The organism is Collinsella sp. CLA-ER-H9, from assembly GCF_040092295.1.
Taxonomy (GTDB): Bacteria; Actinomycetota; Coriobacteriia; order Coriobacteriales; family Coriobacteriaceae; genus Collinsella.
In genome coordinates this window covers 151427-176599 of the sequence record NZ_JBBNLV010000002.1, presented here as the reverse complement: position 1 = coordinate 176599, position 25173 = coordinate 151427, and the positions used below count along the sequence as shown (strand labels likewise).

General features: G+C 58.7%; 17 protein-coding genes. 6 read left to right on the top strand and 11 right to left on the bottom strand.

Features of this window, described 5'->3' with window-relative positions; genetic code table 11:
* Window positions 1-31: 31 nt before the first annotated feature.
* From AAAX73_RS02525 to AAAX73_RS02515, 3 genes are read left to right on the top strand one after another with little or no spacing between them, the layout of a single operon-like run.
* Window positions 32-217, top strand: coding sequence for a DUF4357 domain-containing protein (locus AAAX73_RS02525; protein WP_349124923.1), 186 nt, complete (start codon window positions 32-34; stop codon window positions 215-217).
* Window positions 218-2779, top strand: coding sequence for a type I restriction-modification system subunit M (locus AAAX73_RS02520; RefSeq protein WP_349124922.1), 2562 nt, complete (start codon window positions 218-220; stop codon window positions 2777-2779).
* Between the two features lies 1 nt (window position 2780).
* Window positions 2781-3965, top strand: a complete 1185-nt coding sequence (locus tag AAAX73_RS02515; RefSeq protein ID WP_349124921.1) for a restriction endonuclease subunit S — start codon at window positions 2781-2783, stop codon at window positions 3963-3965.
* 117 nt (window positions 3966-4082) lie between these two features.
* Here the strand turns inward: AAAX73_RS02515 and AAAX73_RS02510 are convergent, their stop codons facing one another.
* The gene (locus AAAX73_RS02510; protein WP_349124920.1) at window positions 4083-4493 is read right to left on the bottom strand and encodes a type I restriction endonuclease; all 411 of its coding nucleotides are present in this window, start codon (window positions 4491-4493) and stop codon (window positions 4083-4085) included.
* Between the two features lie 84 nt (window positions 4494-4577).
* On the opposite strand from AAAX73_RS02510, the gene AAAX73_RS02505 reads away from it, so the two are divergent.
* Window positions 4578-5117, top strand: coding sequence for a restriction endonuclease subunit S (locus tag AAAX73_RS02505; protein ID WP_349124954.1), 540 nt, complete (start codon window positions 4578-4580; stop codon window positions 5115-5117).
* Here the strand turns inward: AAAX73_RS02505 and AAAX73_RS02500 are convergent.
* The 5 genes from AAAX73_RS02500 to AAAX73_RS02480 form a co-directional block, all read right to left on the bottom strand.
* Window positions 5114-6040 (bottom strand): tyrosine-type recombinase/integrase, encoded by a 927-nt coding sequence (locus AAAX73_RS02500; protein WP_349124919.1) that lies wholly within the window; start codon window positions 6038-6040, stop codon window positions 5114-5116. The two genes, AAAX73_RS02505 and AAAX73_RS02500, sit on opposite strands and share 4 nt — an antisense overlap.
* Window positions 6021-6701: a restriction endonuclease subunit S gene (locus AAAX73_RS02495; protein WP_349124918.1), complete on the bottom strand. Its 681-nt coding sequence runs from the start codon at window positions 6699-6701 to the stop codon at window positions 6021-6023. Before AAAX73_RS02495 ends, AAAX73_RS02500 begins: the two co-directional genes overlap by 20 nt.
* Window positions 6698-9898, bottom strand: a complete 3201-nt coding sequence (locus AAAX73_RS02490; protein ID WP_349124917.1) for an HsdR family type I site-specific deoxyribonuclease — start codon at window positions 9896-9898, stop codon at window positions 6698-6700. Before AAAX73_RS02490 ends, AAAX73_RS02495 begins: the two co-directional genes overlap by 4 nt.
* A gap of 211 nt (window positions 9899-10109) precedes the next feature.
* Window positions 10110-10844 carry a 3'-5' exonuclease gene (locus AAAX73_RS02485; protein ID WP_349124916.1) on the bottom strand — a complete coding sequence of 245 codons (735 nt, stop codon included), beginning with the start codon at window positions 10842-10844 and terminating at the stop codon, window positions 10110-10112.
* Between the two features lie 1023 nt (window positions 10845-11867).
* Window positions 11868-13247, bottom strand: a complete 1380-nt coding sequence (locus AAAX73_RS02480) for an ATP-binding protein (RefSeq protein WP_349124915.1) — start codon at window positions 13245-13247, stop codon at window positions 11868-11870.
* Between the two features lie 775 nt (window positions 13248-14022).
* On the opposite strand from AAAX73_RS02480, the gene AAAX73_RS02475 reads away from it, so the two are divergent.
* Together AAAX73_RS02475 and AAAX73_RS02470 are read left to right on the top strand one after the other, a co-directional pair.
* Complete coding sequence (locus tag AAAX73_RS02475; RefSeq protein WP_349124914.1) at window positions 14023-14190, top strand: hypothetical protein; 168 nt, start codon at window positions 14023-14025, stop codon at window positions 14188-14190.
* A gap of 297 nt (window positions 14191-14487) precedes the next feature.
* On the top strand, window positions 14488-15021 hold the full coding sequence (locus AAAX73_RS02470; protein ID WP_349124913.1) for a hypothetical protein: 534 nt from the start codon (window positions 14488-14490) through the stop codon (window positions 15019-15021).
* Window positions 15022-15685: 664 nt separating this feature from the next.
* Here the strand turns inward: AAAX73_RS02470 and xdh are convergent.
* From xdh to AAAX73_RS02445, 5 genes are all read right to left on the bottom strand, one after another.
* The gene (xdh, locus tag AAAX73_RS02465) at window positions 15686-18463 is read right to left on the bottom strand and encodes a selenium-dependent xanthine dehydrogenase (protein WP_349124912.1); all 2778 of its coding nucleotides are present in this window, start codon (window positions 18461-18463) and stop codon (window positions 15686-15688) included.
* Window positions 18464-18475: 12 nt separating this feature from the next.
* Window positions 18476-18955 carry a 4Fe-4S binding protein gene (locus AAAX73_RS02460; RefSeq protein WP_117797434.1) on the bottom strand — a complete coding sequence of 160 codons (480 nt, stop codon included), beginning with the start codon at window positions 18953-18955 and terminating at the stop codon, window positions 18476-18478.
* Window positions 18956-18966: 11 nt separating this feature from the next.
* Window positions 18967-21966 (bottom strand): putative selenate reductase subunit YgfK, encoded by a 3000-nt coding sequence (ygfK, locus tag AAAX73_RS02455; RefSeq protein ID WP_349124911.1) that lies wholly within the window; start codon window positions 21964-21966, stop codon window positions 18967-18969.
* Between the two features lie 148 nt (window positions 21967-22114).
* Window positions 22115-23470, bottom strand: coding sequence for a putative aminohydrolase SsnA (gene ssnA / locus AAAX73_RS02450; RefSeq protein WP_349124910.1), 1356 nt, complete (start codon window positions 23468-23470; stop codon window positions 22115-22117).
* A gap of 195 nt (window positions 23471-23665) precedes the next feature.
* The gene (locus AAAX73_RS02445) at window positions 23666-25060 is read right to left on the bottom strand and encodes a solute carrier family 23 protein (RefSeq protein WP_055285183.1); all 1395 of its coding nucleotides are present in this window, start codon (window positions 25058-25060) and stop codon (window positions 23666-23668) included.
* Between the last annotated feature and the right edge of the window lie 113 nt (window positions 25061-25173).

Below are 25173 nucleotides of genomic sequence, written 5' to 3'. Positions count from 1 at the left end.
ACCACGGCAACTGCTAAAAAACGCGGGCGTCGTGGCCGCGCGCAGGGAAATCTTCGGCGATTCGGGCGGCATTGCAGTGCTCGCCGAGGACCTCGAGTTCCCGACGCCCAGCGCCGCGGCGGTGTTCGTGCTCGGCGGCAGCCAGAACGGCTGGACCGAATGGGTAAGCGACGACGGAGAAACACTCAACCAAGTCTATAGAAGTGAGGAAAACTAGATGAACAAGCAGCAGCTGGCCTCCAAGATATGGGAGTCCGCCAACAAGATGCGATCCAAGATCGAGGCTAACGAGTACAAGGACTACATTCTAGGATTCATCTTCTACAAGTTCCTGTCCGAGACCGAGGTTGCCCGCCTGAAGGCGCGCGACTTCGCCGAGGAAGACCTGCCCAGCCTGGTGGAAGACGACGAGGAGACGGTCGAGTTCGTCAAGGGCGAGTGCGGCTACTTCATTGCCTACGAGAACCTCTTCTCCACCTGGGTGGCAAAGGGCGGCGACTTCGAGATTTCGAACGTTCGCGACGCGCTTTCCGCCTTCAGCCGCAATATCGATCCTGCACGCAAGCGCGTCTTCGACGGCATCTTCGACACGCTGCAGACGGGCCTCTCCAAGTTGGGTACCGATGCGCGTAGCCAGTCCAAGGCCGCCCGCGACCTCATCTACCTCATCAAGGACATCCCGATGGACGGCCGCCAGGACTACGACGTGCTCGGCTTCATCTATGAGTACCTCATCAGCAACTTCGCCGCCAACGCCGGCAAGAAGGCCGGCGAGTTCTACACGCCGCACGAGGTGTCCATGCTTATGAGCGAGATAGTCTCGTGGCACCTGGCCGGACGCGAGAACATCACTATCTACGACCCCACGAGCGGATCGGGCTCGCTGCTCATCAACATCGGCAAGGCTGTGGCGCGCCGCAATGGCGACCCGGACTCCATCAAGTACTACGCTCAGGAGCTCAAGGAAAACACCTACAATCTCACGCGCATGAACCTGGTGATGCGCGGCATCCTTCCCGACAACATCGTGGCCAGAAACGGCGACACGCTCGAGGACGACTGGCCGTGGTTCGACACGGTGGAGAACAAGGACGAGACCTACGACCCGCTGTTCGTTGATGCCGTGGTATCGAACCCACCCTATTCTCAAAACTGGGATCCGGAAGACAAGGAGCTCGACCCGCGCTTCAAGTTCGGTGTGGCGCCCAAGTCCAAGGCAGACTACGCCTTTTTGCTGCACGACCTATACCACCTGCGCCCCGACGGCATCATGTGCATCGTCTTGCCGCACGGCGTGCTGTTCCGCGGCGGCGAGGAGGGCACCATCCGCAAAAACCTGGTGGAGAACCGCCATATTCAGGCAATTATCGGGCTTCCCGCCAACATTTTCTTCGGCACCGGCATCCCAACAATCGTCATGGTGCTCCGCAAGCAGCGCGAGAGCAGCGACGTGCTGGTCGTGGATGCGTCGAAGCACTTTGTGAAGGAAGGCAAAAACAACAAACTGCGCGCAAGCGATATACGCCGCATCGTGGACGCAGTCACGACTGGAGCGACCATCGACAAGTTCAGTCGCCTGGTGACCATCGACGAGATACGCGCCAACGATTACAATCTCAACATTCCGCGCTATGTTGATTCGTCCGAAGCTGCTGAAAGCTGGGACGTGTACGCCACTATGTTCGGCGGAGTTCCGAAGGCCGAGATCGACGCTCTCGACCGCTACTGGAAGGTGTGGCCGAGTCTGAAGGGCCAACTGTACGGTGAGGACGGTAGGTCGTGCCTTGCTTCCGTGACGGACGACGTGGCAGCAACGGTGAAGGCCAACGCCGACGTCGTCTCATTTCTGGGCGGCTATCGGGATGCACTGTCGCATCTGCCTGCTGAGCTGCAGAAGAGGTTGGTGGACGGTGCGTCGCAGGTCGACGCCGTGGCCGAAGAAGAGCATATTGCGGCGCAACTTCACGATGCCCTTTCCGGTATCGCGCTTGTTGACGAATACGATGCCTATCAGGCTCTTGATGATGCATGGACGGGCATTTCCGGTGACCTCGAGGTTATTCAAGCCGAGGGCAGGGAAGCCGTGCGTAAAGTCGATCCAAATATGGTGATTAAGAAGAAGAGTGGCAAAGACGTTGAGGTGCAGGATGGCTGGACAGGCCGCATTTTGCCGTTTGCGCTTGTCCAAGAGCAGCTGCTCGCTGATGATGTCAAGGAAATTACTGCGCGCGAATCCCGTTTGAATGAAATATCTCAAGAGCTTGACGAGATTCTTGAGAATCTTGATGAGGAGGAGAAAGGCTCGAGCGATGTTTTTGACGATGACGGCATGCTTGTGGCAGTATCCCTCAAGAAAGCCGTGAAGAGCATCGGCAAGCATCCGAATGGCGACTTTGAGATGGCGCTTGTTCGTGCTCAGACTCTGCTCGATGAGGAGAAAGACCTCAAAAAGGCAAGCAAAAAGGCGCTTGTCGCGCTCGAAGAGACGACAAAAAAGGTTATTGAGGGCTTGACTGATGTCCAGTGTGACGAATTGCTGGCTGCGAAATGGATTGAGCCGCTGCAGTCTGATTTGCTCGAACTGCCCAATGCCGTTATAGGCAACTTCATTGCGAAGATTGTGGCGTTGAATGCAAAGTACGCGACAACCTATTCGGACGTGTGCAATCAGATTAATGAGGCGGAAAACGAGTTGGCAGCGATGTTGGGCCAGCTCACGGGCAATGAATTCGATATGGCGGGCATTGCTGAACTGCGGAAACTGTTGGGAGGTGAATAGCGTGACGGAAAAAACTAATGTACCCGAAATTCGTTTTGCCGGTTTTACGGACCCTTGGGAACAGCGTAAGCTGGGCGAGATTGCGCCCGTAACAATGGGACAATCCCCAAATGGAGCTTGCTACACGGACAATCCAAACGATGCAGTTCTCGTTCAGGGGAACGCCGATTTAAAAGATGGCTGGGTTTCTCCTCGCGTTTGGACAACGGAGATCACAAGGACAGCCAAATCTGGAGATCTAATCATGAGCGTTCGCGCTCCCGTCGGCGCAATGGGAAAAACCGCTTATGACGTGGTCCTTGGCCGCGGTGTCGCTGGAATTGCCGGCAATGAGTTTCTGTTTCAGGCCCTATCTAAGAAAGAAGCTGAGGAATATTGGTCGACCGTTTCCGCTGGTTCGACTTTTGATTCTATCAATGGAGATGAACTCAGGAATACGCTGGTCGATTGTCCTCGCAGCGAGTTGGAGTGTGAGACGATTGGCGACTGCTTGTCTAAGGTTGACTCCCTCATCACCCTTCATCAGCGTAAGCATGAGAAGCTCGTTCAGCTGAAGAAATCGATGCTTGATAAGATGTTCCCCAAGCCGGGTGAAACTGAGCCCGAAATTCGCTTCGCCGGTTTTACGGACCCTTGGGAACAGCGTAAGCTTGGCGATGTGGCCGCAGTCTATGATGGAGTTCATCAAACTCCTGACTATCAGGACGAAGGTGTTATGTTCTTATCAGTCGAGAATATAGAGACACTTATATCGCAGAAATTCATCTCACGGGAAGCTTTTGCCAGAGATTATCCAGTGTATCCAAAGCGCGGCGATGTCCTGATGACCCGCATTGGCGATATCGGTACATCCAACGTTGTGGAAACCGACGACAAGCTGGCGTTTTACGTTAGCCTCGCATTGCTCAAGCCGCTTAACGTTGATTCCTACTACCTCGACAAAAGCCTACAGTCTCCAAGCGCCAAAATGGAGCTATATAGGAGAACGCTTCACATCGCATTTCCTAAGAAGATCAATAAGAACCAAATTGCCGAAGTGATGTTGCCGATACCGAGGAGCCGTCAGGAACAGGAGCAAATCGGTGCTCTTTTCCGCGACCTCGACACCCTCATCACCCTTCATCAGCGTAAGCTTAAACTGCTGAGGAATACTAAGAAATCGCTGTTGGAAAGGATGTTCGTCTAATAACTTTCGCGAGTTGCTTCTTGTTTCGAGCTCCAGAACCGCCGATTTCGCCATGTCGAGTCGGCGGTTTTTCGCTCCAGCGAGGAAAATAATGTCGTGCGACTTGCTGTTGGGCTGTCACTGATGAAGGGTGATGAGGGAGTCAAGCTCGGCTAAGCTCTTCGCAATTGCCTTCTGCTCGGCGTGATCGGCAGGCACGGCGAAGAACGATTGTGAAATCAGATTCCAATCTGCGCGAGGCATCTTAGAGCCTGAAGATACATTTGCGAGCCTTTGGAAGCTGTTCGTTTGAATCAGCCGATACAAAAATGAACTGTCACACTCTGTAGCCCTAAGGACCCAAAAATCACCAACAGCTACACCATTGAACTGCGGGTATAGCCAATTCATCAAATAAGGACGAAGCTTCCCGTATAGAACATCTCCGGCGTAAAACTTAATTCCTGTTTTGCCGCCTTCTTTGTCGCGCAAATCTTTGTTCAGCGTGCCCTCGCCAGAAACGATATCCTCGTATTCGACTTGAGGCAAATCGGAATCGCTTGACTGAATGGAAACCCTGTCGGTCAGATCGGAGAACTTACGCTGTTCCCAAGATGGAGTCGTCCAATTTGAATAACCGCTTGGGAACAGCGTAAGTTAGGCGAGGCCGCCACTATTGTGGGCGGCGGCACGCCGAGCACAAATAACGATGCGTACTGGGATGGCGATATAGACTGGTATTCGCCCGCCGAATTGGGCGAGCAGGTGTACGCCGACAGAAGTGTTCGAAGGATAACCCAGGCTGGTTACGATAGCTGCTCGGCAACATTGCTTCCAGCTGGTAAAACAATTCTCTTTACAAGTCGTGCGGGCATTGGCAATACAGCGATCCTTCGCAGGTCAGCATGTACAAACCAAGGCTTCCAGTCTTTAGTCGTGAACGATGATACCGATGTGTATTTCGTCTACTCCATGACCGATCGAATCAAGAAGTTCGCTGAACAAAAAGCTTCTGGATCAACCTTCCTAGAGATATCTGGAAAGGGTCTGGCGGCCGGAGAATTCGCCTTTCCTTCAAAGGATGAGCAGACTGCAATAGGGTCCATGTTCAAGCAACTTGACCATCTCATCACCCTTCATCAGCGTGAGCCACGGTTTGCTGATACAGGTTAAATTAGAGTCGAAAGAGCCCTCATGACGATGTCAATGTCCTTGTTCTCGAGCTCTTGAATGACGTGCAGATAGGTTTCCTGAGTGGTGGTCATGCTTGCATGGCCGAGCCTTCGAGATACGCTGGCGATAGAGACACCGGCGAACAGCAAAAGTGACGCATGCGTATGCCGCAGCCCATGGACGGATATGACAGGCACGCCAACATTTTTGCAGTGGCGCGCCAAAACGCTGTTAGCCGTCGAGTTATAGACTTTTCCCTTCACAAATATGGGCTCGGTCGGCGGAAGGTCTTTGAGCAGTCCAGAAAGTTGCATGATGAGTTGCCAGTCGAGTTGAACCTTCCGCATCGATGAGGCGTTTTTCGTGGGGACGAATCCGCCACCGTTCTTGTAATCCCAGGTCTTGCTCACCGAGAGCGTTTGATGGGCGAAGTCAAAGTCTTCGGGAGTAAGCCCAAGGGCCTCGGAGAAGCGCAGACCCGTTTTAGCGACTATCAGAATAAGCCAATCCCAACTCGGCCCGCCTGATAAATCAAGGTCGCCGAGCATGGCATGAAGCTCAAACTGGTTGAGATACTTGATCTTTTTCACCCGCGGCTGTTTCCCTTTGATGATGGCCTTGCGCGTAGGGTCGCGGGGAATGAGCCCTTCGTCAACTGCATCAAGGATCGCCCCTTTAAGCTGATGGTGGAAGTCCATGGTTGTCTGGCGCTCGTGGTGTTCTGCGTAACCATTGATGAGCTGCTGGTACGAGGTCCGGTCGAGATCTTTTATCTTGAGGTCTGGAATCAGCTTGGCAAGCCAAGACTGCGTGAGCCGGTACTTTCCCATGGTGACCTCACGGATGGCCCCTTCTTTGTAGACGCTAATCCATTGCGAGTAGTAGTCGCAGAAAAGAGATTCTTCATTGATACCGATTGGCATTTTTACCCTCTTTCATCATGTGAGTTGGCTCACGCTGATGAAGGGTGATGAGGGCGTCGATCTCACTCAGCGCCACGCCTATGGCAGATTGCTCCGACAAGCTAGGAAATCTAACTTGCGTATCTTGCAGAGCGGCCTTTGAAACGGAAATCACCTTGATCCCCTGCATTAAGGGAAGAAGCTGTCTGTGGTATGCATCGGAATTAAGGTAGTGCCCCAAGTAGCCCGTCCCAAAGGGGAACCGGGGCCGCGCCGGTATCGTATGCAACCCGGAGATAGTTGGCTCTTTGGGTAGTTTTCGCAGTTCAATACACTTGCCAGCCGCTTCGTCCTCTGCCGTGTCAGCGAAGATGACATCGCCTTCGCTAAGTATCGACCCAGCAAATTTGGGAAGCACGGTATCGTCGGTAATGAACGGCAAGTCGCTTTGTTCACCATCCAGGCAATCACCGAACTTGATAAGAATATCTCCGTAATGAACATTACGAGCAATGCCATTCTCGCCATTCAAGTCGGCACGTGAAAGAGTATTGTTCTTCAAGAAGTCGAAGCAATCTCCCAACTTACGCTGTTCCCAAGTTGAAACGAGGGGGCGCATGGTCGCATGCGTCCCCTCAGATAGACAAACTTTCGATTTCGCCTGTTCAAAAAAGCCGCTCATTCGTCGATATCGAAGCCGCCTTCTAGGATGAACTTCTTTAACAGCGCCGCCGCACGGGTGTTCACCTTGAACAGGGGAAGCGTCTTGCCTTCCTTCTGCTCAAAGAAGGCCTTGGCGCGCACCTTGTCCACCGAGTCCTTCAAATCATCGAAGCGCCCGAACTCGTTAATGTTCGATTCCGTCAGGTCAAGCGCAGCCATGGCGGCAAGAAGCTCGCCGTCTATGCCGAGCGCCTCGACGATTCGCTCGACTTGAGCGTTTTTCGCCTTGCGGGCATAGGACGTGATGTAATCCCTCAACGTCTTGCCGTCTTCCAGGGCGACGTCCCCTCGCTCGACATCGTGAAGGAACAGCTCGGCGAAGCGCTGGTCATCCTGGCTTAGGGACGCGAACGATCGGTGGAGCTCCTCACGCGCGGCGGCAAGGCCCTCGTCGTCCTGCTCAAGGCATTTCAGCCACTTCTCGAAGTTCGCGTTCATGTAGTCGCTGTCTATGAGCCCCGTGTCGATTTCGGTTATATGACCATCGAGCTCGTAGGGCGCTTCGGGCTCGTCGCCAGGCCCGCCTCCTCCTGCGAACAGCTCCTTGTAGCGCTGCACGAGAATGAGGTAGGTCCGCTCGTCGATGACCGGTTGCACGAAGAAGGACTTGCCCCTCGGCTCGCCTTCCTCCGGCTCCACCTCAAACTCGTAGGTATCCTGCTCCCATGTGAAACCCTGCACCTTTGCGGCCTCGAGGAACTCGTTGAGCTCAACGAACTCCTTGGCGAACTTGCGCCTGGCTTCCTGCGATGCGGGGAGCTTGGAGAGGTCCCCTACGCCAGCTGCTTCGAAGACCATGAGTATCTCCTGAAGGCGCGCGTCCATCAACGCAATATTCTCCGGTAGTTTCTGGACGAACATGTCGAGCGGTCGGTCTCCCGAATACAGCTTCACTGCCGCTTCGATATAGCCCTTCATGGTGTGGGGATGACGGTAATAGCGGATCGTGCCGAAGGGCTTGTCGGGGCCGAACAGGCGATTCGTACGGCTGAACGCCTGGATGATGCTCTCGTAGTCGATGACCTTGTCGAGGTAGAGCGTGTTGAGCCATTTGGAGTCGAAGCCCGTGAGCATCTGGTCCACTACGATGAGCAGGTCGATACGAGAGTCGCGGTTGGAGTCGACGTTGACGTAGGGCTTCTTGTGAGACAGGCGCGCCGAGATGTCCTTCTTCATGGCGGGCCATGTAGGGATGGTGAACTCCTGGCCGTATGCCTTGTTGTAGTCTTCTATGAGCTCGACCAGGGCATCTTCCTTAACCGTAGAGCCGGCGTTGTTGTCAATGCTCGGGTCGAAAAGGGCGGTCACCTTCATCTGCGGGGCGCGTTCCTTGAAGGCTCGGTAATAGTCAATCGCCTCTGGAATGGAGCTCGTCGCCAAGATTGCATGGAACTTGTTGCCGTGGGAGAGCACCGGGAAACGGCGCAGGATGTCCTCTACGACCTTTTCGTGGTGCGGAGTACCGGGCCAGTATTGGGCGCGGGTAAGGAAATCCTCGATGCCCTTGATGTGGTTGCCGGCGCTGTCGACCATCGGTCCCATGGGGACCTTTGCCGAGTCCATATAGTAGTAGAAGACCTTACTCTTTCGATCGTCGAAGATGGCTTCGGCTACTGTTGCGGCTTTCGCTTGCTCTAGGGCAACCGCTTCGCGCACGTCGTGGTCGTCGAAGGTCGTCACCATATATGGGTCGAAGCCCAGGACGTTGCCGTCGCGGATGCCGTCTGCGATGCTGTAACGGTGCAGACACTCGCCGAACACCATGGCGGTGGTGGAACCCTTCTTCTGGTTCTCGTCGAGAATCGGCGTACCTGTGAAGCCGAAGAACAGCGCGTTGGGGAACGCGCGGCGTATGTCCTGGAGCATCTCGCCGAAGGTGGAGCGGTGACACTCGTCGATGACGAACACGATCCGCTTGGAGGCCAGACGGTTGAGTTCCGCCTGGGTGATTCTGCCCTCGCCGGCCTTCACGTTGCTCATCTTCTGGATAGAGGTCACGATGAGGCGGTTCTTGGGGTCGTCGCTAGCGAGCTTCGACTTCAGCACCTGCGTGTTCTCGGTCCCCTGCACGTCGTCGGCGTCGTCTGCGAACGCGCGGTACTCGGAGAGCGACTGCGTACCCAGCTCGATGCGGTCCATGAGAAAGATCACCTTGTCGACGTCGTGCGAGTCGGCTATGAGCTGGGCAGATTTGAAGCTCGTCATGGTCTTGCCGGAGCCGGTGGTATGCCATATGTAACCGCCGGGGCGCCCCGGGGTGCTGCTCTTGGGTCTCTCGTCCCATTTGCACCTGCGCACCTTGTCGGATATGGCGGAGGCTGCGTAGTACTGGTAGCTGCGCATGACTTTCAGGCAGCCGTCCGAGCTGTCAGCCACGGTGTAAAAGCCAATGAGCTGGTGCGCCATTGGAATGGAAAGCAGCGTGGAGGTGAAGCGTTTCCATTCGTCGGTTCCGGGTTTATCGCCCGCGCAGACGGGCTCGTTGTTGAAGTCCTCCCAGTGGAAGAAGAAGTTCGGGTTGAACGCGCCCGTGCCAGGGTTGGCGAAATAGCGCGCCTCGTCGGGGGTCATCCCCACGAAGATCTGCGTCAGGCGGAAAAGCCCCGTGAACACGCCCTCGTGGGCATATTTCTCAATCTGACCAGTGGCCTGGCTGACGGGGATGCCGCTGCGCTTGAGCTCGATATGGATGACCGGCATGCCGTTGATGAGCAGGCACAGGTCTCCACGGCGATCGTTCAGGATCTTGTTCTTCGCAGGATAGACCGGCTGCTGAGCTATCTGGTAGCGACTCTGGCCGGCTGCGATCTCCTGACGATCATAGATCTTCAGGCTCACCTCCTTACCCAGGTGAAGCGCGTCGTCGGGGTTGTCGCGCGTGACGGCGACGGTCTTTCCGTTGATGAACCCGTTGAGTGCGAGTGGGGTCTTGAGCGTTTCGATTTGTTCGATGACCTGCGCCATTTCGCCCTGGGTGAGCGGGCAGCCGTTCAGGCGGTCTATGTCGGCGTTGTTCTGGAACAGAATCTTCGCCCAGTTGTCGATGAGGTCCTGCTCGGTGGGATAGCGAAGCACACCTCCCGCGTCGTCCCAGCCGTGCTGCTTCAGCACGGTTATGACCGCTTCTTCGAACGAAGCCTCTTTATCGAAAACCATAGCAAAACCTATCTGCACAATTGCAAAAAGCGCATTTAACTGTTCCAAACATTATAGGTCACGCGGCAATTTCCCCGGGATGGCTCAAGCCCATTACAGTCTGTAATAGGCCATCGATAAATTTCGATGGCGAGCATTCGGCGCATTGCCTACGATACGGGCAAGCCCCGAGGGGCCGCCGATCAGGCGCCTCCGGATGGCCGTCTGCCCCCTACCTCCCCTCTGCCTTTAACTTCAGCAGCAGGTCGCCCAGCTCGGGGCACTTCTTGGAAAGGCGCGTCTGGGGTCGCTCGCCCATCCCCCATCGCTGGCGGACTTCCTGGGCGCGCGGGCTCACGTGGTAGTCCCCCTCCATCATCTGCTTGAGCAGCTTGGCGGTCACGCGCGCATCGGCAAGGGCGCTGTGGGCGTGACCCGTCGACTCGTCGAACTTGATGCCAAACCACGCTGCCGCGTCGCCCAGCGAGACGCGCCCGTGGCTGCCCACATCCATGATCGAGGTGTAAAACGCCTGCAGGTCGGCCCAGTCCGTAGGAAATGCGGAAAGGTCGATGTGCTTTGCCTGGCACTCGGTCAAAAGCTGTCGGCGGTCCGCCCCGCTCCAACAGACCACCTGGGCGGAGTAGCGACCAATCCAATCGCTGAGCCTTTTGATCACCACATAGAGCGGATCGGCCATCGCGGTGTCCACGGCCGATATCCCCGTAAGCTCGCGGACGGGAAACGCAACGCCTTCGGTAAATTCCGTCTGCACAAACTGCGAGAACTCGCCCATAACGTTGCCGTGGTAATCGAGCTTGACGGCGCCGACCTCGATAATCTCGTTGCGCAGCCCACGGCGCTGGCGCTGCTTTGGCACCGGTGCAAACTCAAAGTCCAGCACAATCTGGCGCGCAAAGTTCGTCGTATCGATAGCCGAGATACACGGCGTCTTTTCAGCTGACACGATTATGGCCTTTCTCCGTCGCCTGCCGCCTGCTACATAGCTACATAGGCGGCTCTATTGCCGTAAGGATAGGCGCCCGCGCGGACATGAAAGCGGGGCGCAATACCATGCGCCAGGCACACGCCATGCAGACGGCCCCAAGAGAGTCGCCCGCTCTATTCAAATGGATGAAAAAATTTAGGCCCGGTGACTTGAATCAGCGGTCATCCCGGGCCCATCAGAGCTCGTAGAGCTCTTGGTTGCTTTGATCTCGCTCTTCACGGCGCTTATCGAACTTTCCGAGGCACTCAAGCAGCATTCGAAGCATAACAAGTCGCTGCCATTAAGGCACTGACCTCTTGACCAAGCAACGGCGCTGCCCAGCTCTCCAGAACTTGGGCTGTCGCCAACTTTATTCTATCCGCGAGCATCTGGTTTACCAAATGGATTTTCGGTAAAGGAAGCACGGCACGTCCGCAAAACCACTACGCCCCAAGTGCCGCCATGGGGATCACCGCCACGCCGTCGTCGCGTGTGTAGGCAATGCTCCCCTTTCCAACCACGACCGCCAAAAACGCCGGCGCGGCATTCTAAGACGCGCTTTCCACTTGAAGCCATGTCGATTCTGGGACACAGTTTCCGCTTGAAGCCCATCCGGAAAGCGCGTCCCATTCCGAGGCTTGAATCCGGGACGTAGTTTCCACTTGAGCTCCTGACGGGAAAGCACGTCCCACTCTGAAGCTCGATTCCGGGATACAGCTTCCGCCAGAGACCTCAACCGGAAACGGCATCCCACTCTGGAGCCAGAATCCGGGACGCAGCTTCCGCTTGAAGGCCGATCCGGAAAATGCGTCCCAGTCTGAGCGCTCATTCCGGAATGCATTTTCCGCGAGGGGCCGATCCGGAAAGGCCATCCCACTCTGGAGCTATAATCCGGGACACGCTTTCCGCCGACATTCCGCCGGCAGCCAACACGACAAAAGAAGGGCCCCATTCCAGCAATTCGAGGACAGGCTCTTGTTCTCGAGCAGAGCTACCCCGCACTCACATCTCGGCAAACGAGATCAGCTTGACGTCTCCCCTGCTCTCCGCGGCATCTCGACATCCCTGCGTAAAGCCGCGTTTCGAGAAGATCACATAGCTTTTGTGCTGCCGCCTAAAGAGCCCGCTTCGGTATACGAGCTTTTCCAGAACTTCCTCGCCTACCGACTCGTTACGCCATTTGCACTCCGCAAACAGCGCAGTGCCCTCGCCATCGTCAACAATCAAGTCGATTTCTTCCTGCGTATGCGTGCGATTATCCGTCCCCCACCAGCGCCCGACGCTCGCCGGAACCACATCGAGCTGGCCCGCGCGCGCGAGTTCGTACACGTATTGTCTGCATATGAGCTCAAAGACCGTACCCATGTAATCCGATACGTGCGGCTCAATGCGCTTATACGCCATCTCGGCCATATCGTTTTGAATCAACCCGATGTTCTGCGGCACAAACTTGTACCAGAACCTAAACATCTGGTCGCTCAGTAGATACACGGCCCGCTTATTGCTCGTCTCGTTTAGGGGCAGCTCGCGCTCGACAATCCCAAGCGACGCCAGCTTATCCACATAGCTCTTTACGTTGCTCGCAGGGATTCCCGTAGAGCTCGCAATCTCCGAGATCTTCGAGCGCCCCTGAGCAATTGCTTGCACGATCGCATCATATTGCTCGGGATTGCGGCACTCTTGCATTAGCAGGTTACTCGGCTCCTCAAAGAGATAGCCCGTAGGAGTAAGAAAAAGACGTTTGATGTTGTCCTTGAGCGGTGCGGCAGGATCGACTTTCTCGATATATGCAGGAATGCCGCCCGTCATGCCATAGCAAACTGCAGCGTCTTCGCGACTCATGCTCTGCCACAGGCCGAGGGTCGTCGTAAAATCAAGCGGCATGATCTTAAACTGGGCCGTACGCCTACCGTATAGTGGGCTCTCGTAGCCCAACACCTGTTCCTCCATAAACGAAAGAGACGAGCCGCATAGAATCAGCATGAGCTTGGTCTCTTTGTACAGGTGATCGATCTTGTCTTGCAGCAACGAGCTGATCTCGGGATTCGATTGGGCGAGATAGGGGTACTCGTCAATCACGACAATCAAACGTTCCGTGCGAGCCATGGTGGCCAATGCATCGAACGCCTCGTCAAAACTACGAAACGACACGCCTGCAGCACCAACCGATCCTGCAAATATCGCCTGGCTAAAGCCGTGCAGGTTTGCCTCTGCATTGGTACGACGAGCTTGAAAGTAAATAGCATTCTTGCCTTGAATGAACTCTGTGATAAGGCGCGTTTTGCCCACACGACGGCGGCCATAAATCACAGGCATCTCAAAGGAGCCCGTGCCATACAGTCGATTGAGCTCGGACATTTCCACTGTTCTTCCGATAAACATAGGGCCATCCTTCCTTTATCTTATAGCTAGCTATATTATACCTTCCTATAATATAGCTAGCTATAACATAATTCAACAAGCGGAGCACGAAAAGGGGCGGTACACCCCCGCACGTGGACCGTTCCGGAAAATGTATCCCGTTCTGGAGCCAAAAACTGGGCCGTAGTTTCCGCCAAGCATCCCATCCGGAAAGCGTGTCCCGTTCTGAGCCTGAATTCTGGGATGCACTTTCCGCTGAAGCTTCTACCGGAAAATGCATCCCATTCTGAGCGTCGAATCCGGGACGTAGTTTCCGCATGCGGCCTCGTTAGGAAAGCATGTCCCACTCTGAGTGCTCATTCCGGGGCGCAATTTCCGCCAGAAACGCCGCCGGGAAAGCGCATCCCGGTTTGGAGCCGAAATCTGGGATGCGGTTTCCGGTTGAGGGCTGTCCGGAAAGCGCGTCCCATTCCGAGTGGCAATTCCGGGTCACAGTTTCCGCAGATACAAGGCGACAGTCCGCCGCCCTTATCACATGCCTTCAAATATGCGATCCAGAAACACAAAACAGCAGATAGAATGCTCTTTTTCAAAAAGTACACGTCCCGAAACTTACCAAGACTTCATATCCAGTTACCGTTCACGGTCGCCAATTACCGCCCACCGATTCAAACAAGAAATATGTCGCCAAAAGCAGGTCATCTACCTGCATGGTTAGATTTTGGTCAGCTTTTGGTCAGCTGAGCGGCAAGTTCCAGCTGATACGTTTTTGCTACCCAAAAGGAGGCGGTAGCTCATGACCCATTGCAACGACCAGCTCATCGACCAACTGCTCACTCAAGCCGAACAAGAGGGGCGCTGTCTGATTCCCCCGAGCACGGCGATCCGAAAAGCGCTCCTTCGGCGCACCGGCGGCACGGTTGTCTCGCCCATGCCGGGGTTGTTTGCGCGAAAAACGCACTGAGATGAACTCAACCGAGCGCAACGCCATTGCGAGATCCTCCGCGCCCTTGCGATCATCCATCCCGATTGGACGTTCTGCTCGTTTTCGGCAGCTTGCCTGCTGGGGCTCGAGGTCTCGTGGCGACACCTGAACGTCGTGCATGTTTGCAGCTCGACAAAGCCGTCGGCTCGTCCGGGCGCACATATTCAGCGACACCAGATTGAGCCGGCCGGAGCAATACGCAGAGCCGGCATATCGGTAACGCCGCCCATCCAAACGGCCACAGATTGCCTGCTGCAAACTGGTTTTGCCGACGGCATGCCCATTGCCGATTCGGCGATCTTAAAGCTCGGCCTTGCGCGGGAACAGCTGATGGAGGCCGTCGAGCAACGAGCGACCGCCCGCAATGGTCGCACGATTCGCACCGCCCTCACGACACTTCGATATGCCGACGCCCGCGCCGAGAGCGGCGGGGAATCGGTCGCCCGAGCCATCATGATCGAGACGGGCTTTGCGCCCGATTGGCTTCAATACGAGCTGACGGACCCCTTCAATTCGGCCAAGCCCATACGAACGGACTTTGCCTGGGAGCGCCAGGCGCGGGAACTCACGCTGGGCGAGCTCGACGGGCTCATCAAATATACCGACCAGACCATGCTGGCCGGACGCACCACCGCCGAGGCGCTCGTTGCCGAACGACAGCGCGAGGCGCATCTATCGCTCTACGGTCACCCTCTGCTGCGCTTTACCATCAGCGAGGTCCGCTCGGCAGGAGTGCTCGCCAAAAAGCTGCAGACGGCAGGCATCCGGCAGACCGCGCTGCCGACATGGCTCAACGAGGTGGACCTGTAGGAGTTGTTGAGCTTATGCCCGCCTGCCCATCAAACTGGGGCACACTTTCCAGTTGGCGGCACCGCGGAAACCATATCTCAGATTGAGTGCTCAGAATGGGATGCGCCTTCCATATGGCATACCTAGCGGAAACCGTGTCCCGGAATCAAGGCCCAGAACGGGACACGCTTTCCGGCTGAAGCGCCCAGCGGAAACTGCATCCCGGAATAGACGCTCAAACTGGGACGCAATTTCCGCTGAGGTTCCATCCGGAAACTGTGTCCCACTCCGAGCGTCAATTCTGGGATGAACTTTCCGCCAGAGGGTTCAGCCGGAAACGCCATCCCACTCTGAAGCGAAATTCTGGGACGCAGTTTCCGGTTGAGGGCTGTTCCGGAAAGTGCGCCCCATTCCAGGCGCGGATTCCGGGATGCACTTTCCGTTTGAAACTCCAACCGGAAAGCGCATCCCACTCTGGAGCCGAATTCCGGGATGCGCTTTCCGCTAGAGGCTCAAAAGGAAAGCGCGTCCCATTCTGAGCGTCGAATCCGGGACGCAGTTTCCGTATGCGGAGACGCTCCAAACAAAAGGCCCCGACTCGCGATGGAGCTGGGGCCAAAGGCGCAGCACATACAGTTGATGTTGAGCGCGAACGGCCCGTTAGCAATGCCGTCCGCGCTCTACCCTACCCGCGGTGACGGACGCGGCTGTACGGCGTATCCACCATGGGCAGATCTGGACGCAGCTTGCCGTCAAACGCGCGATAGGCGTTCTGTACGGCGGGCGCCGTGGGGATCGTTGCGATCTCGCCGATGCCCTTGCCGCCGTATGCCACGGGCAGCAGCTCGTCCTTCTCCACGTAGATGGCGTGGATATCCGGAATCTCGGGCGCACGGAACAGTCCGAGCGTGCCGTACCTTGCCTGGGGCACGCAGTCCTTGAGCGGCCAGTCCTCGGTAAGCGCATAGCCCATACCCATGAGCACGCCGCCTTCGATCTGACCCTGGATGGAGATGGGGTTGACCACCTTGCCGGAATCGTGCGCGGCATAGACCTCGCTCACGCGACCGTCATCATCCAGAATGACCACATGCGTGGCAAAACCGTAGCAGATGTGGCTCTTGGGGTTGGGAACGTCAGCGCCCAGCTTGTCAGTCGGCTCCAGGTACACGTAGCCAAACTCGCATCCCTCGAGCGCCTTGATGGCGGCCGCGGGATCCTGAGGATGCATGCCCTGGCCGGCGACGAGCTCCTGCGTGCGCAACTGATAGGCTCGACCGTCGTCGTACTCGATCTTGACGCCGTCACCATGCGCGCTCACAGGAACATCGGGTGCAGGCTTGCCGGCCTCGATGTCAAGCATGGCATCGCGCAGCAGGAAGGCGGCACCGCGCACGGCCTCGCCGGTCACGACCGTCTGTCGCGAGCCAGACGTGGTGCCGGAGTCGGGAGCGTTCTCGGTGGAGCACTCGCCATTGGCAATGCAGCTCAGCGGCAGACCGCACGCCTCGGCAACGTCCTGCAAAAAGACCGTGTTGCAGCCCTGGCCGATGTCGGACGTGGCGGCGTAGACCACGGCGCGGCCATCCTCGACGCGAATCTTGCAGCGGCCGGCATCGGGCAGGCCCACGCCCACGCCGGCGTTCTTCATGGCGCAGGCGATACCGGCGTGTCCGGGATGCGCATAGTAGGCATCCTTGACCTCAAGCAGCGTCTCCTTCAGCGCCGTGGAGCAGTCGGCAATCTGGCCGTTGGGCAAAACCTCGCCCGGCTCGATGGCGTTTCTGTAACGAATCTCCCACGGGTCCAGGCCGACCTTCTCTGCCAGCAAGTCGATCAAGCTCTCGAGCGCAAACTCGGACTGGCAAACGCCAAAGCCGCGGTACGCGCCGGCGGGCGGGTTGTTGGTGTAGTAGCCAAAGCCGCGAATGTCGGTGTTCTGGTACTTGTAGGGGCCAACGGCGTGCGTACAGGCGCGCTCGAGCACCGGGCCGCACAGCGAAGCGTAGGCGCCGGTATCAAAGTTGATCTCGCAATCAAGGCCGGTAAAGTTGCCCTCGGCGTCGCAACCCAGCGTAAAGGTACCGTCCATGGCATGGCGCTTAGGATGGAACGCAAGCGACTCAGCGCGCGTGAGCTTGCACTTCACAGGACGTTGGAACTTATATGCGGCGAGCGCGGCCAGGTGCTGGATGGACACGTCCTCCTTGCCGCCAAAGCCGCCACCCACGAGCATGGTTTCGACGACCACACGCTCGGGTTCGCTATCCCAGCCAAACATATGGGCACACTCTTTGCGCGTGTCGTAGGCACCCTGGTCGGTCGACTGCACCTTAACGCCGTTCTTGTACGGGAAGGCAACGGCGCACTCGGGCTCCAAGAAGGCATGCTCGGTAAAGGGCGTGGTAAAGCGCTGCGTCACGGTGAACGCGCTCTCTGCCAGCGCCTTGGCGGCGTCGCCGCGCGTCACGTGACGGCTCTGGCACACGTTGTCCTTGAGCTCCACCGTGTTGCCAAAGGCAAAGAAGCTGTCGTGCAGGCGCGGGGCGTCGGCAGCCCTGGCCTCGACAATGTTACGCACGGGCTCCAGCGGCTCGTAATCGATCTTTACGAGCTTCTTGGCCTTCTCGAGCGTCGCCTCGTCCTCGGCAACCACCAGCACGATGGCATCGCCCACGCAGCGGGTGATATCGCCCTGGGCGATCATGACGTCCCAGTCCTGGATAAGGTGGCCGACCTGGTTGACCGGCACGTCCTCGGCGCGCAGGATGCCCACCACACCGGGCAGGGCCTCGACCTTGGAGGTGTCGATGGAGAGCACGCGGGCGCGCGGATACTTGGAGCGCACGGCGCTGGCGTAGGTCAGACCCGGCTGATCGAGCTCGTCGATGTCATCGGGATACTTGCCCTCGCCGAGCACCTTCTTGCGCACGTCGATACGGAAGGCGCGCTTGCCCACGCCGTAGTCGTCGCCGCGCTCCAGGTCCTCGTCGATCTGCTTTTCGCCGCGGAGCACCGCAGCTGCCAGCGAAATGCCCTCGATGATCTTCTTGTAGCCGGTGCAGCGGCAGACGTTGCCGCGGATGGCGTACTTGATCTGCTCCTCGGTGGGCTCGGGATCCTCGGCGATCAGCGCCGCACCCGCCATGACCATACCGGGGATGCAAAAACCGCACTGCACGGCGCCCACGGCGCCAAAGGCGTACACAAAGGCCTCGCGCACGTCCTCGGGCAGGCCCTCGACGGTCACGATGTTGCGACCGGCGGCAAGGGCGGTGGTCAGCACGCACGCCTTGACGGCCTCACCGTCCACGTGGATGGTGCAGGTACCGCACGCGCCCTCGGAGCAGCCGTCCTTGGCGGAGTGAATGTGCAGGTCGTCGCGCAGGTAGCGCAGCAACGGTTTGTTTTGAGTCGTCGTGCGCTCGACGCCGTTAACGGTAAAAGTGAATTCCTGTGCCATGGTGATTCCCTTCTACACGCCGGCGGCTATGCCGGTGCGGTCGTGGATGGCGCCATGCGGGCAGACGACGGCGCACATGCCGCACGACAGACAATCCGCGCCATCAATATGGGCGCAGTTGTCCTCGATGCGGATAGCGCCGGCAGGGCACTTTTTGGCGCACATGCCGCAACCGATGCAGCTCGTGTCGCAGATCTTGCGGGCGATGGCGCCCTTATCGGTGTTGTTGCAGCGCACCAGGATGTTCTGGTAGCCGGGAACGAAGGCAATCACGCGCTGCGGGCACGCCATGCCGCACAGGCCACAGCCCGTACACTTGGAGCGATCCACGCGAGCGATGCCATCAATCAGCGCAATGGCGCCGTGGGGGCAGGCCGTGACGCAGGCGCCACAGCCAATGCAGCCTTCGCTGCAGTGGGCGTCGCCGCCTGCGGAGGCGCAACCGCTTCCGCAGGCAACGTAGGCCACGTTATGTTGAATGGATTTGGCCATAAGAGACTCGCCTATTTCTTAAGGAGATACGAATAGCTGTCGCGCACGGCCTTGATGGTCAGGCGGACGGCCTCGGGCAGACCGGTGTTGACGGCATCGACCGAGACGGTGCGGACCGTGCCGGCGACGCGGACCTTAAAGTGGTCCTCGTCCACTGCCAGGAAGCCCTCGTTCTCGGAGTTCTCCATGTCCTGATCGCTCCAGAACAGGGTGAGCTTGTCCTTGTAGGGACGACCCTCCTGGTAGGGGCAGAACACGGCGCAGTTGCCGCACTCGTTGCACATGCCGTCGATGTGGACGACCTGATGCTTGGCCAGGCCCGGCACCTTAATTGCCACGTTGGCGCGGTTGGGGCACACATCGCAGCAGACCTCGCACACCGAGCCGCAGCCCAGGCAGCGGGTCTTGGTGCAGTTGCGCTTGTCGCGGCACAGCGATCCCTTGCGCTCGTAGCAGGTGTCCTCGCGGCCGGCCTGCTCGTTGCAGTCGGCGTACTTGTTAAAGTCCACGCCGGCAATGGCACGGGCGACCTCGGCGGCGTCGGCGATAGCCTCGACCACGGTAGCGGGACCGCGGCGGCAGTCACCGGCAGCCCAGACGCCCTCGACGCCGGTGGAGGTGGCGGCAAGGCGGCCGCGACGGTCGTGCTCGACGCCCGCGGCGTCGTACAGGCTGGCATCGATGCCCTCGCCCACGGCGCAGATCACCGTGGTGGCGGAAAGCTCGACGGTCTCGCCCGTGGCGACGGGGCTGCGACGGCCGCTTGCATCCGGCTCGCCAAGTTCCATGACGTCGCAGGTCAGCACGGCGCCGTTGAGCGCCTTGGGCGCCAGCAGCTCGCAGAACTCAACGCCGTCGGCAAGAGCAAGATCGAGCTCTTCCTCGTCGGCGGGCATCTGCTTCTTGGTGCGGCGATACACCAGGCGCACGTTCTTCACGCCAGCAAGGCGCTTGGCCACGCGGGCCGCGTCCATGGCGGTGTTGCCGGCGCCAATGACCACGACGTCCTCGCCCAGCTCGAGTTTCTCGCCCTTCTTGGCGGCCTCGAGGAACTCCAGCACATCGAGCTCGGCACCCTCGCCCAGGCCCGCAGAGCCGGGCATCCAGGCACCGGTGGCCACGACCACGTCAGTAAAGCCCTGGGCCTTGAGCTCGTCAATGGACTCCACGCGGGCGTTGAGCTGAACCTTGGCACCAAAGGCCAGGCAAAGCTCGGCGTCGTGGGAGATATCGTCGCTGGCAATACGGAACTCGGGGATCACGTGACGGACCACGCCGCCGAGCGAATCGCGGGCCTCAAAGATGGTGACGGACACGCCGGCACGCGTCAGGAAGAACGCCGTCGCCAGGCCGGCCGGGCCGCCGCCGATAACGGCAACGTTGCGCTCGCCGTCGTTGGCGATGGCCTGGGCGCGCAGCTTGAGCAGCACGGTGGTCATGGCCTCGCGGGCGGCCTTGAGCTTGCTGGCGCGGATCTGGGCGCCCTCGGGCTCGTAGAATGCACGCTCGCAGGCACGGCCGCAGGGATGCGGGCAGATGGTGCCGGTAATGAACGGCAGGGCGTTGCGCTCGATGATGATGTTGAGTGCGTCCTCGTAGCGGCCCTCGTCAACAGCCGCCAGATAGGCGGGAATATCCTGCTGGATGGGGCAGCTCGTGCGGCACGGCGTGGTAAAGCAGTCGGAAAGCGGGCTCTTGCCGGCGACCTTGCGGTCGGGCAGCGGGCGCAGCGGCTTCTTGTAGAGCGGGTTGGTGAGCGAGTCGGTCTGGATCGCGGTCACGGCCTCGAGCGAGACGCCCGCGAACGGCTTGCCGTCCAGATCGCTAAACTCGCCGGCCATCTGGCTAAAGCGCTCGTAGCCACCGGGCTTGAGCACGTCGGTCGCCAGAGTAACGGGCCAAATGCCGGCGTCATACAGGGCGCGAATGTTGTAGACCGTAGCACCGCCGGAGTAGCTGATGCGCAGCTTGCCATCGAACTGCTCGGTAATGCGGCGGGCGGCCTCGATGGTCAGCGAGAACAGCGAACGGCCCGACATGTACATCTCGGTGGAGGGCAGCTCGTTCCTCGTCACGTCGACGGGGAACGTGTTGGTCAGCTTGACGCCAAACTCCAGGCCGCGCTCGGCGCACAGGGCAATCAGGCGCTCGAACATGGGCACGGCGTCGACCCACTGCAGGTCCTCGCGGAAGTGCGTGTCATCGAAGACGATGTAGTCAAAGCCCAGCTCGTTGAGGCGCTGACGGGCAAACTCATAGCCCAGCAGCGTGGGGTTGCACTTGATGTAGGTGTTGAGGCCCTTCTCGGTGATCAGATAGGTCGCGATGCGCTCGATCTCGGCGGGCGGGCAGCCGTGCAGGGTGGACTCGGTGATGGAGTTGGAGACGCGCGCCGGAATGGACTCGACAAACGCGGCGTCGACATGCTCAAACTTGTCCAGATTGGCGAGAGCCCAGGCACGGCACTCGTTCCAAACCTCGGAGCCGCTGGCGTCCTTCATGTCCTCGATGTAGGCGTCGACCTTGGGGCTCTTAATACCCTCGAGGTCATAACCCACGGACATGTTGAAGACAAAGCCGTCCGGGCTGCCCAGACCGTACTCGCGAGCGATCAGGTGGCAAGCGAACCATGCCTTCACGTACTCGGCAAAGGCCTGCGGAACCTCGAGCTCGGTCGACCATTCGCAGTTGTAGCACTCGTCCTGAGCCACAATGCAGGGCTTGTTGACGCACTTGGAGAGCTCCTCGCCGTCCATAACCTGGACGGTCTTGAGCTCAAAGAAGCGGGAACCGGCCACGTAGGATGCCACGATGTTCTGGGCCAGCTGCGTATTGGGACCGGCGGCCGGGCCAAACGGAGTCTCGATTCGCTCGTCAAAAATGGGAAGCGCGCCCTCCTGGTTGGCCGTGACCATCTTGCGCACGCCAAAGATGGCGTCCTGGGTCTTGTGCTCCTCGATGATCCAGTTCATCAGCTGCGAAAACGGGATCGGCCTCATGATGTCGCTCATAGTGAGCTCCTCTCTGTAACGCCCGGCGAGACCGCGCGGCGGGCGCAAATACGGTGTAGCGCTAGCACAGCGCCGGCGACCCCGCGGAGGTCGCCTATACGCGCGTCGGATGCGGCGAAACATCCGACGCGCGCGAATCTACTTGTAATTAGTAGGCGCGATCGTTGAGCGTGCTCCAGAGCTTCTTGGACTCGGCCATGGTCCACGCGTTGATCTTGTCCTCATCAATGCCAACGAACTCGCGATTCTTGTACAGGACGCGGCCGTTGATGATGGTGGTGCGGCAGTTTTTGCCCATCATGCCAAAGAGCATGTGGCCGTCAATGTTCTCCTCGCTCAGCGGCGTAAAGGGTTTGTAGTCCATAACGATGACGTCGGCGGCGGCGCCGGGCTCAAGCACACCGAGCTTGCAATCGAAGTACTTGCTGGCCATCTTGGCGTTATTCTCGAACAGCATGGTCATGGCCTCGCACCAGCCCACATTGGGCATGGCTGCGTTGTGGCGCTGAATGATCAGGAAGACCTTGAGGCTCTCGAGCATATCGTGGGTGTAGGCGTCGGTGCCCATGCACACGGGGATGCCGCGGCGGAAGAACTCGAGCACGGGTGCGCAGCCCACGGCGTTGCCCATATTGGATTCGGGGTTGTTGACGAGCCAGGTACCGGACTCCTTGACGATATCCATCTCGGCAGGTGTCACGTGGATGCAGTGGCCGAGCATGGTGTCGGGACCCAGCAGATTGTGCTGCAGCAGGCGCTCGACGGGGCTGATGCCACCGCGGTTGAGGCGGGAGTCCCACACGTCATTCATGCCCTCGCACACATGGATGTGGAAGCCGGTCAGGCCGTTGTTGGCCTCGGCCATCTTGTCCATGGTCTCGTCCGACAGCGTAAAGGTGGCGTGACCGCCAAACATGGCGGCGATCATATGGTTGTCGTTATCGCGACGCTCCTTGGCGGCCCACTGGGCAAATTCGGCGTTCTCGGCAATGGCCTGGTCGCATTTTTCCTGACCGCGGCGGTCGGAGACCTCGTAGCACAGGCACGAACGCATGCCCAGCTCCTGCGCGGCATCCTTAATGGCAAAGAGGCTGCCCGGAATCTCGCAGAAGCTCGCGTGGTGATCGAAGATCGTGGTGACGCCATCGCGGATGGAGTCAAGGATTGTGGCATAGGCGCTGGCCTTGGTACCGTCGAGCGTCAGGTTATCGTCGATCTTCCACCACTGCTGCTCAAGATTCTCCAGGAAGTTGGTGGGGTTGCAGCCCTTAATGGCAAGGCCACGGGCCAGACCCGAGTAGATGTGGGTGTGGCAGTTGATGAGTCCGGGCATGATGAGGTTGCCCTGGGCGTCGACGTACTCGGCATCCGGGTACTTGGCCTTGAGCTCGAGCTCGAGGCCCACTTCGACGATCGTATCTCCGTCAATGGCGACCGCACCGTTGGGAATGAACGGGGCCTGAGCGTTGCGGGTAAAGACGGAACCGTTAGCGACCAGAAGCATGAATGCTCCCTTCAACATCAGGGGCGGGGTTTGACACCTCTGACATAGCGGAGTGCGAAGCGCCGGCCTACACCGGAAACGGGCCCTCTCCCGTCAACGCTTCACCAAAGGGACAAACCCTTTGAAGTGCGGCTTGGCGCCGCATGACGTCGGCGGACGAGGCGATGCGTCCGCCGACGAATAGCACCGAATTGGTTACTTCTTGCTCTCGGGCAAGACCAGATCCACGGCAGCGTCCTTGGCAGCATCGATGTGCTGAGCCACGACCGGCGTCTGCGGAAGGATCAGGTTAAGGACAATGGCCATGATGGCGGTGGGGGTCACGGCATTGGAGCCGATGACGGTGGACACCCAGGCGGGCATACCCTCGCCGGCAAGGCAACCGCTGGCCATCCAGATACCCAGGCCAAAGACGACGGAGGTGCCGACGATGGTGGTAGTGCGCTGCGTGAGGCCCTCGCGGGTGAACATGCGCACGCCGTTCATGGTGATGGTGCCAAAGACGCCGACGGTCGCGCCGCCGATAACGGGCTGCGGGATAGCGGAAAGGACGGCAGAGAGCTGCGGGAACAGACCGGCGATGGCAAAGACGGCCGCGATGATCACAAAGACCCACTTGTTGACGACCTTGTTGGAGCAGATGATGCCCACGTTCTGGCCAAGGGCGCTGGTGGGAAGACCGCCCAGCAGGCCGCCGACCATAGAGGTGAGGCCCTGGGACACGATAGCGCCGGAGAGCTCGCGCTCGGTGGGCATACGGTCGATGGAGCCCAGGCAGGCGGCGGAGACGTCACCGATAACCTGGATGGCAACCATGGGGAACACAACAGCGAGGGTAATGCAGACTTCGGGATCAAACTCGAGCGCGTAGGGCATGAGCTTGGGAAGGGCGAAGACCTGAGCGGTGGCGACGCTGGAGAAGTCGATCATGCCAAAGGGGATCGAAACGATCATGCCAACGATCATGCCAAAGAACACGGATCCCAGCTTGAGCGTGCCCTTGCCAAAGTTGGCGAGCGCAAAGACCACGGCGAAGGTGATAAGAGCGACGCACCAGGCCTGCGGAGTGCCCCACAGCGGCGTACCCATACCGCCGGCCATATACTTGACGGCCGTGGGATACAGCGAAACGCCGATGGAGAAGATGACCGTACCGGTCACGACGGGCGGGAACAGCCACTTAATCTTGCTGTAGGCCAGACCAAAGAGGACCGCGACGGCGCCGCCGACGATCTCGCCGCCCAGCAGCGCACCAAAGCTAAAGCCCGAGGCACCCATGGCCTGCAGAGCCGGCAGGAACGCGAACGAAACGCCCATGACGATGGGCAGGCCGCCGCCGATGCGACGGAAGGGAGCGAAGGCCTGAAGGGCCGTATCGATCGCCGAAAGAATGAGCGCGACCTGGATGATGTCGGTGCTCTGCTGGCTATTAAAGCCGTAGACGCCGGCCATGATGACCGCTGGGGTAATGATGCCGGCAAACGATGCCAGTACGTGCTGAAGGGCACACGGGATCATTTCCTTAACGGGAGGCATGCCTTCGCGAGTGAACAGGGCTTCAGTGCCGTTCGTAACCGTCTCCTGGGTCATTTGACCACCAATCCTCGAAGTAGTTGTTTTCGCATCTAACGCTCTATTGTGACGCAGTGCGGGGTTGAGGTTGTGCCTTCGTTGCATATCGTATTAAAGATGATTCTCATTCT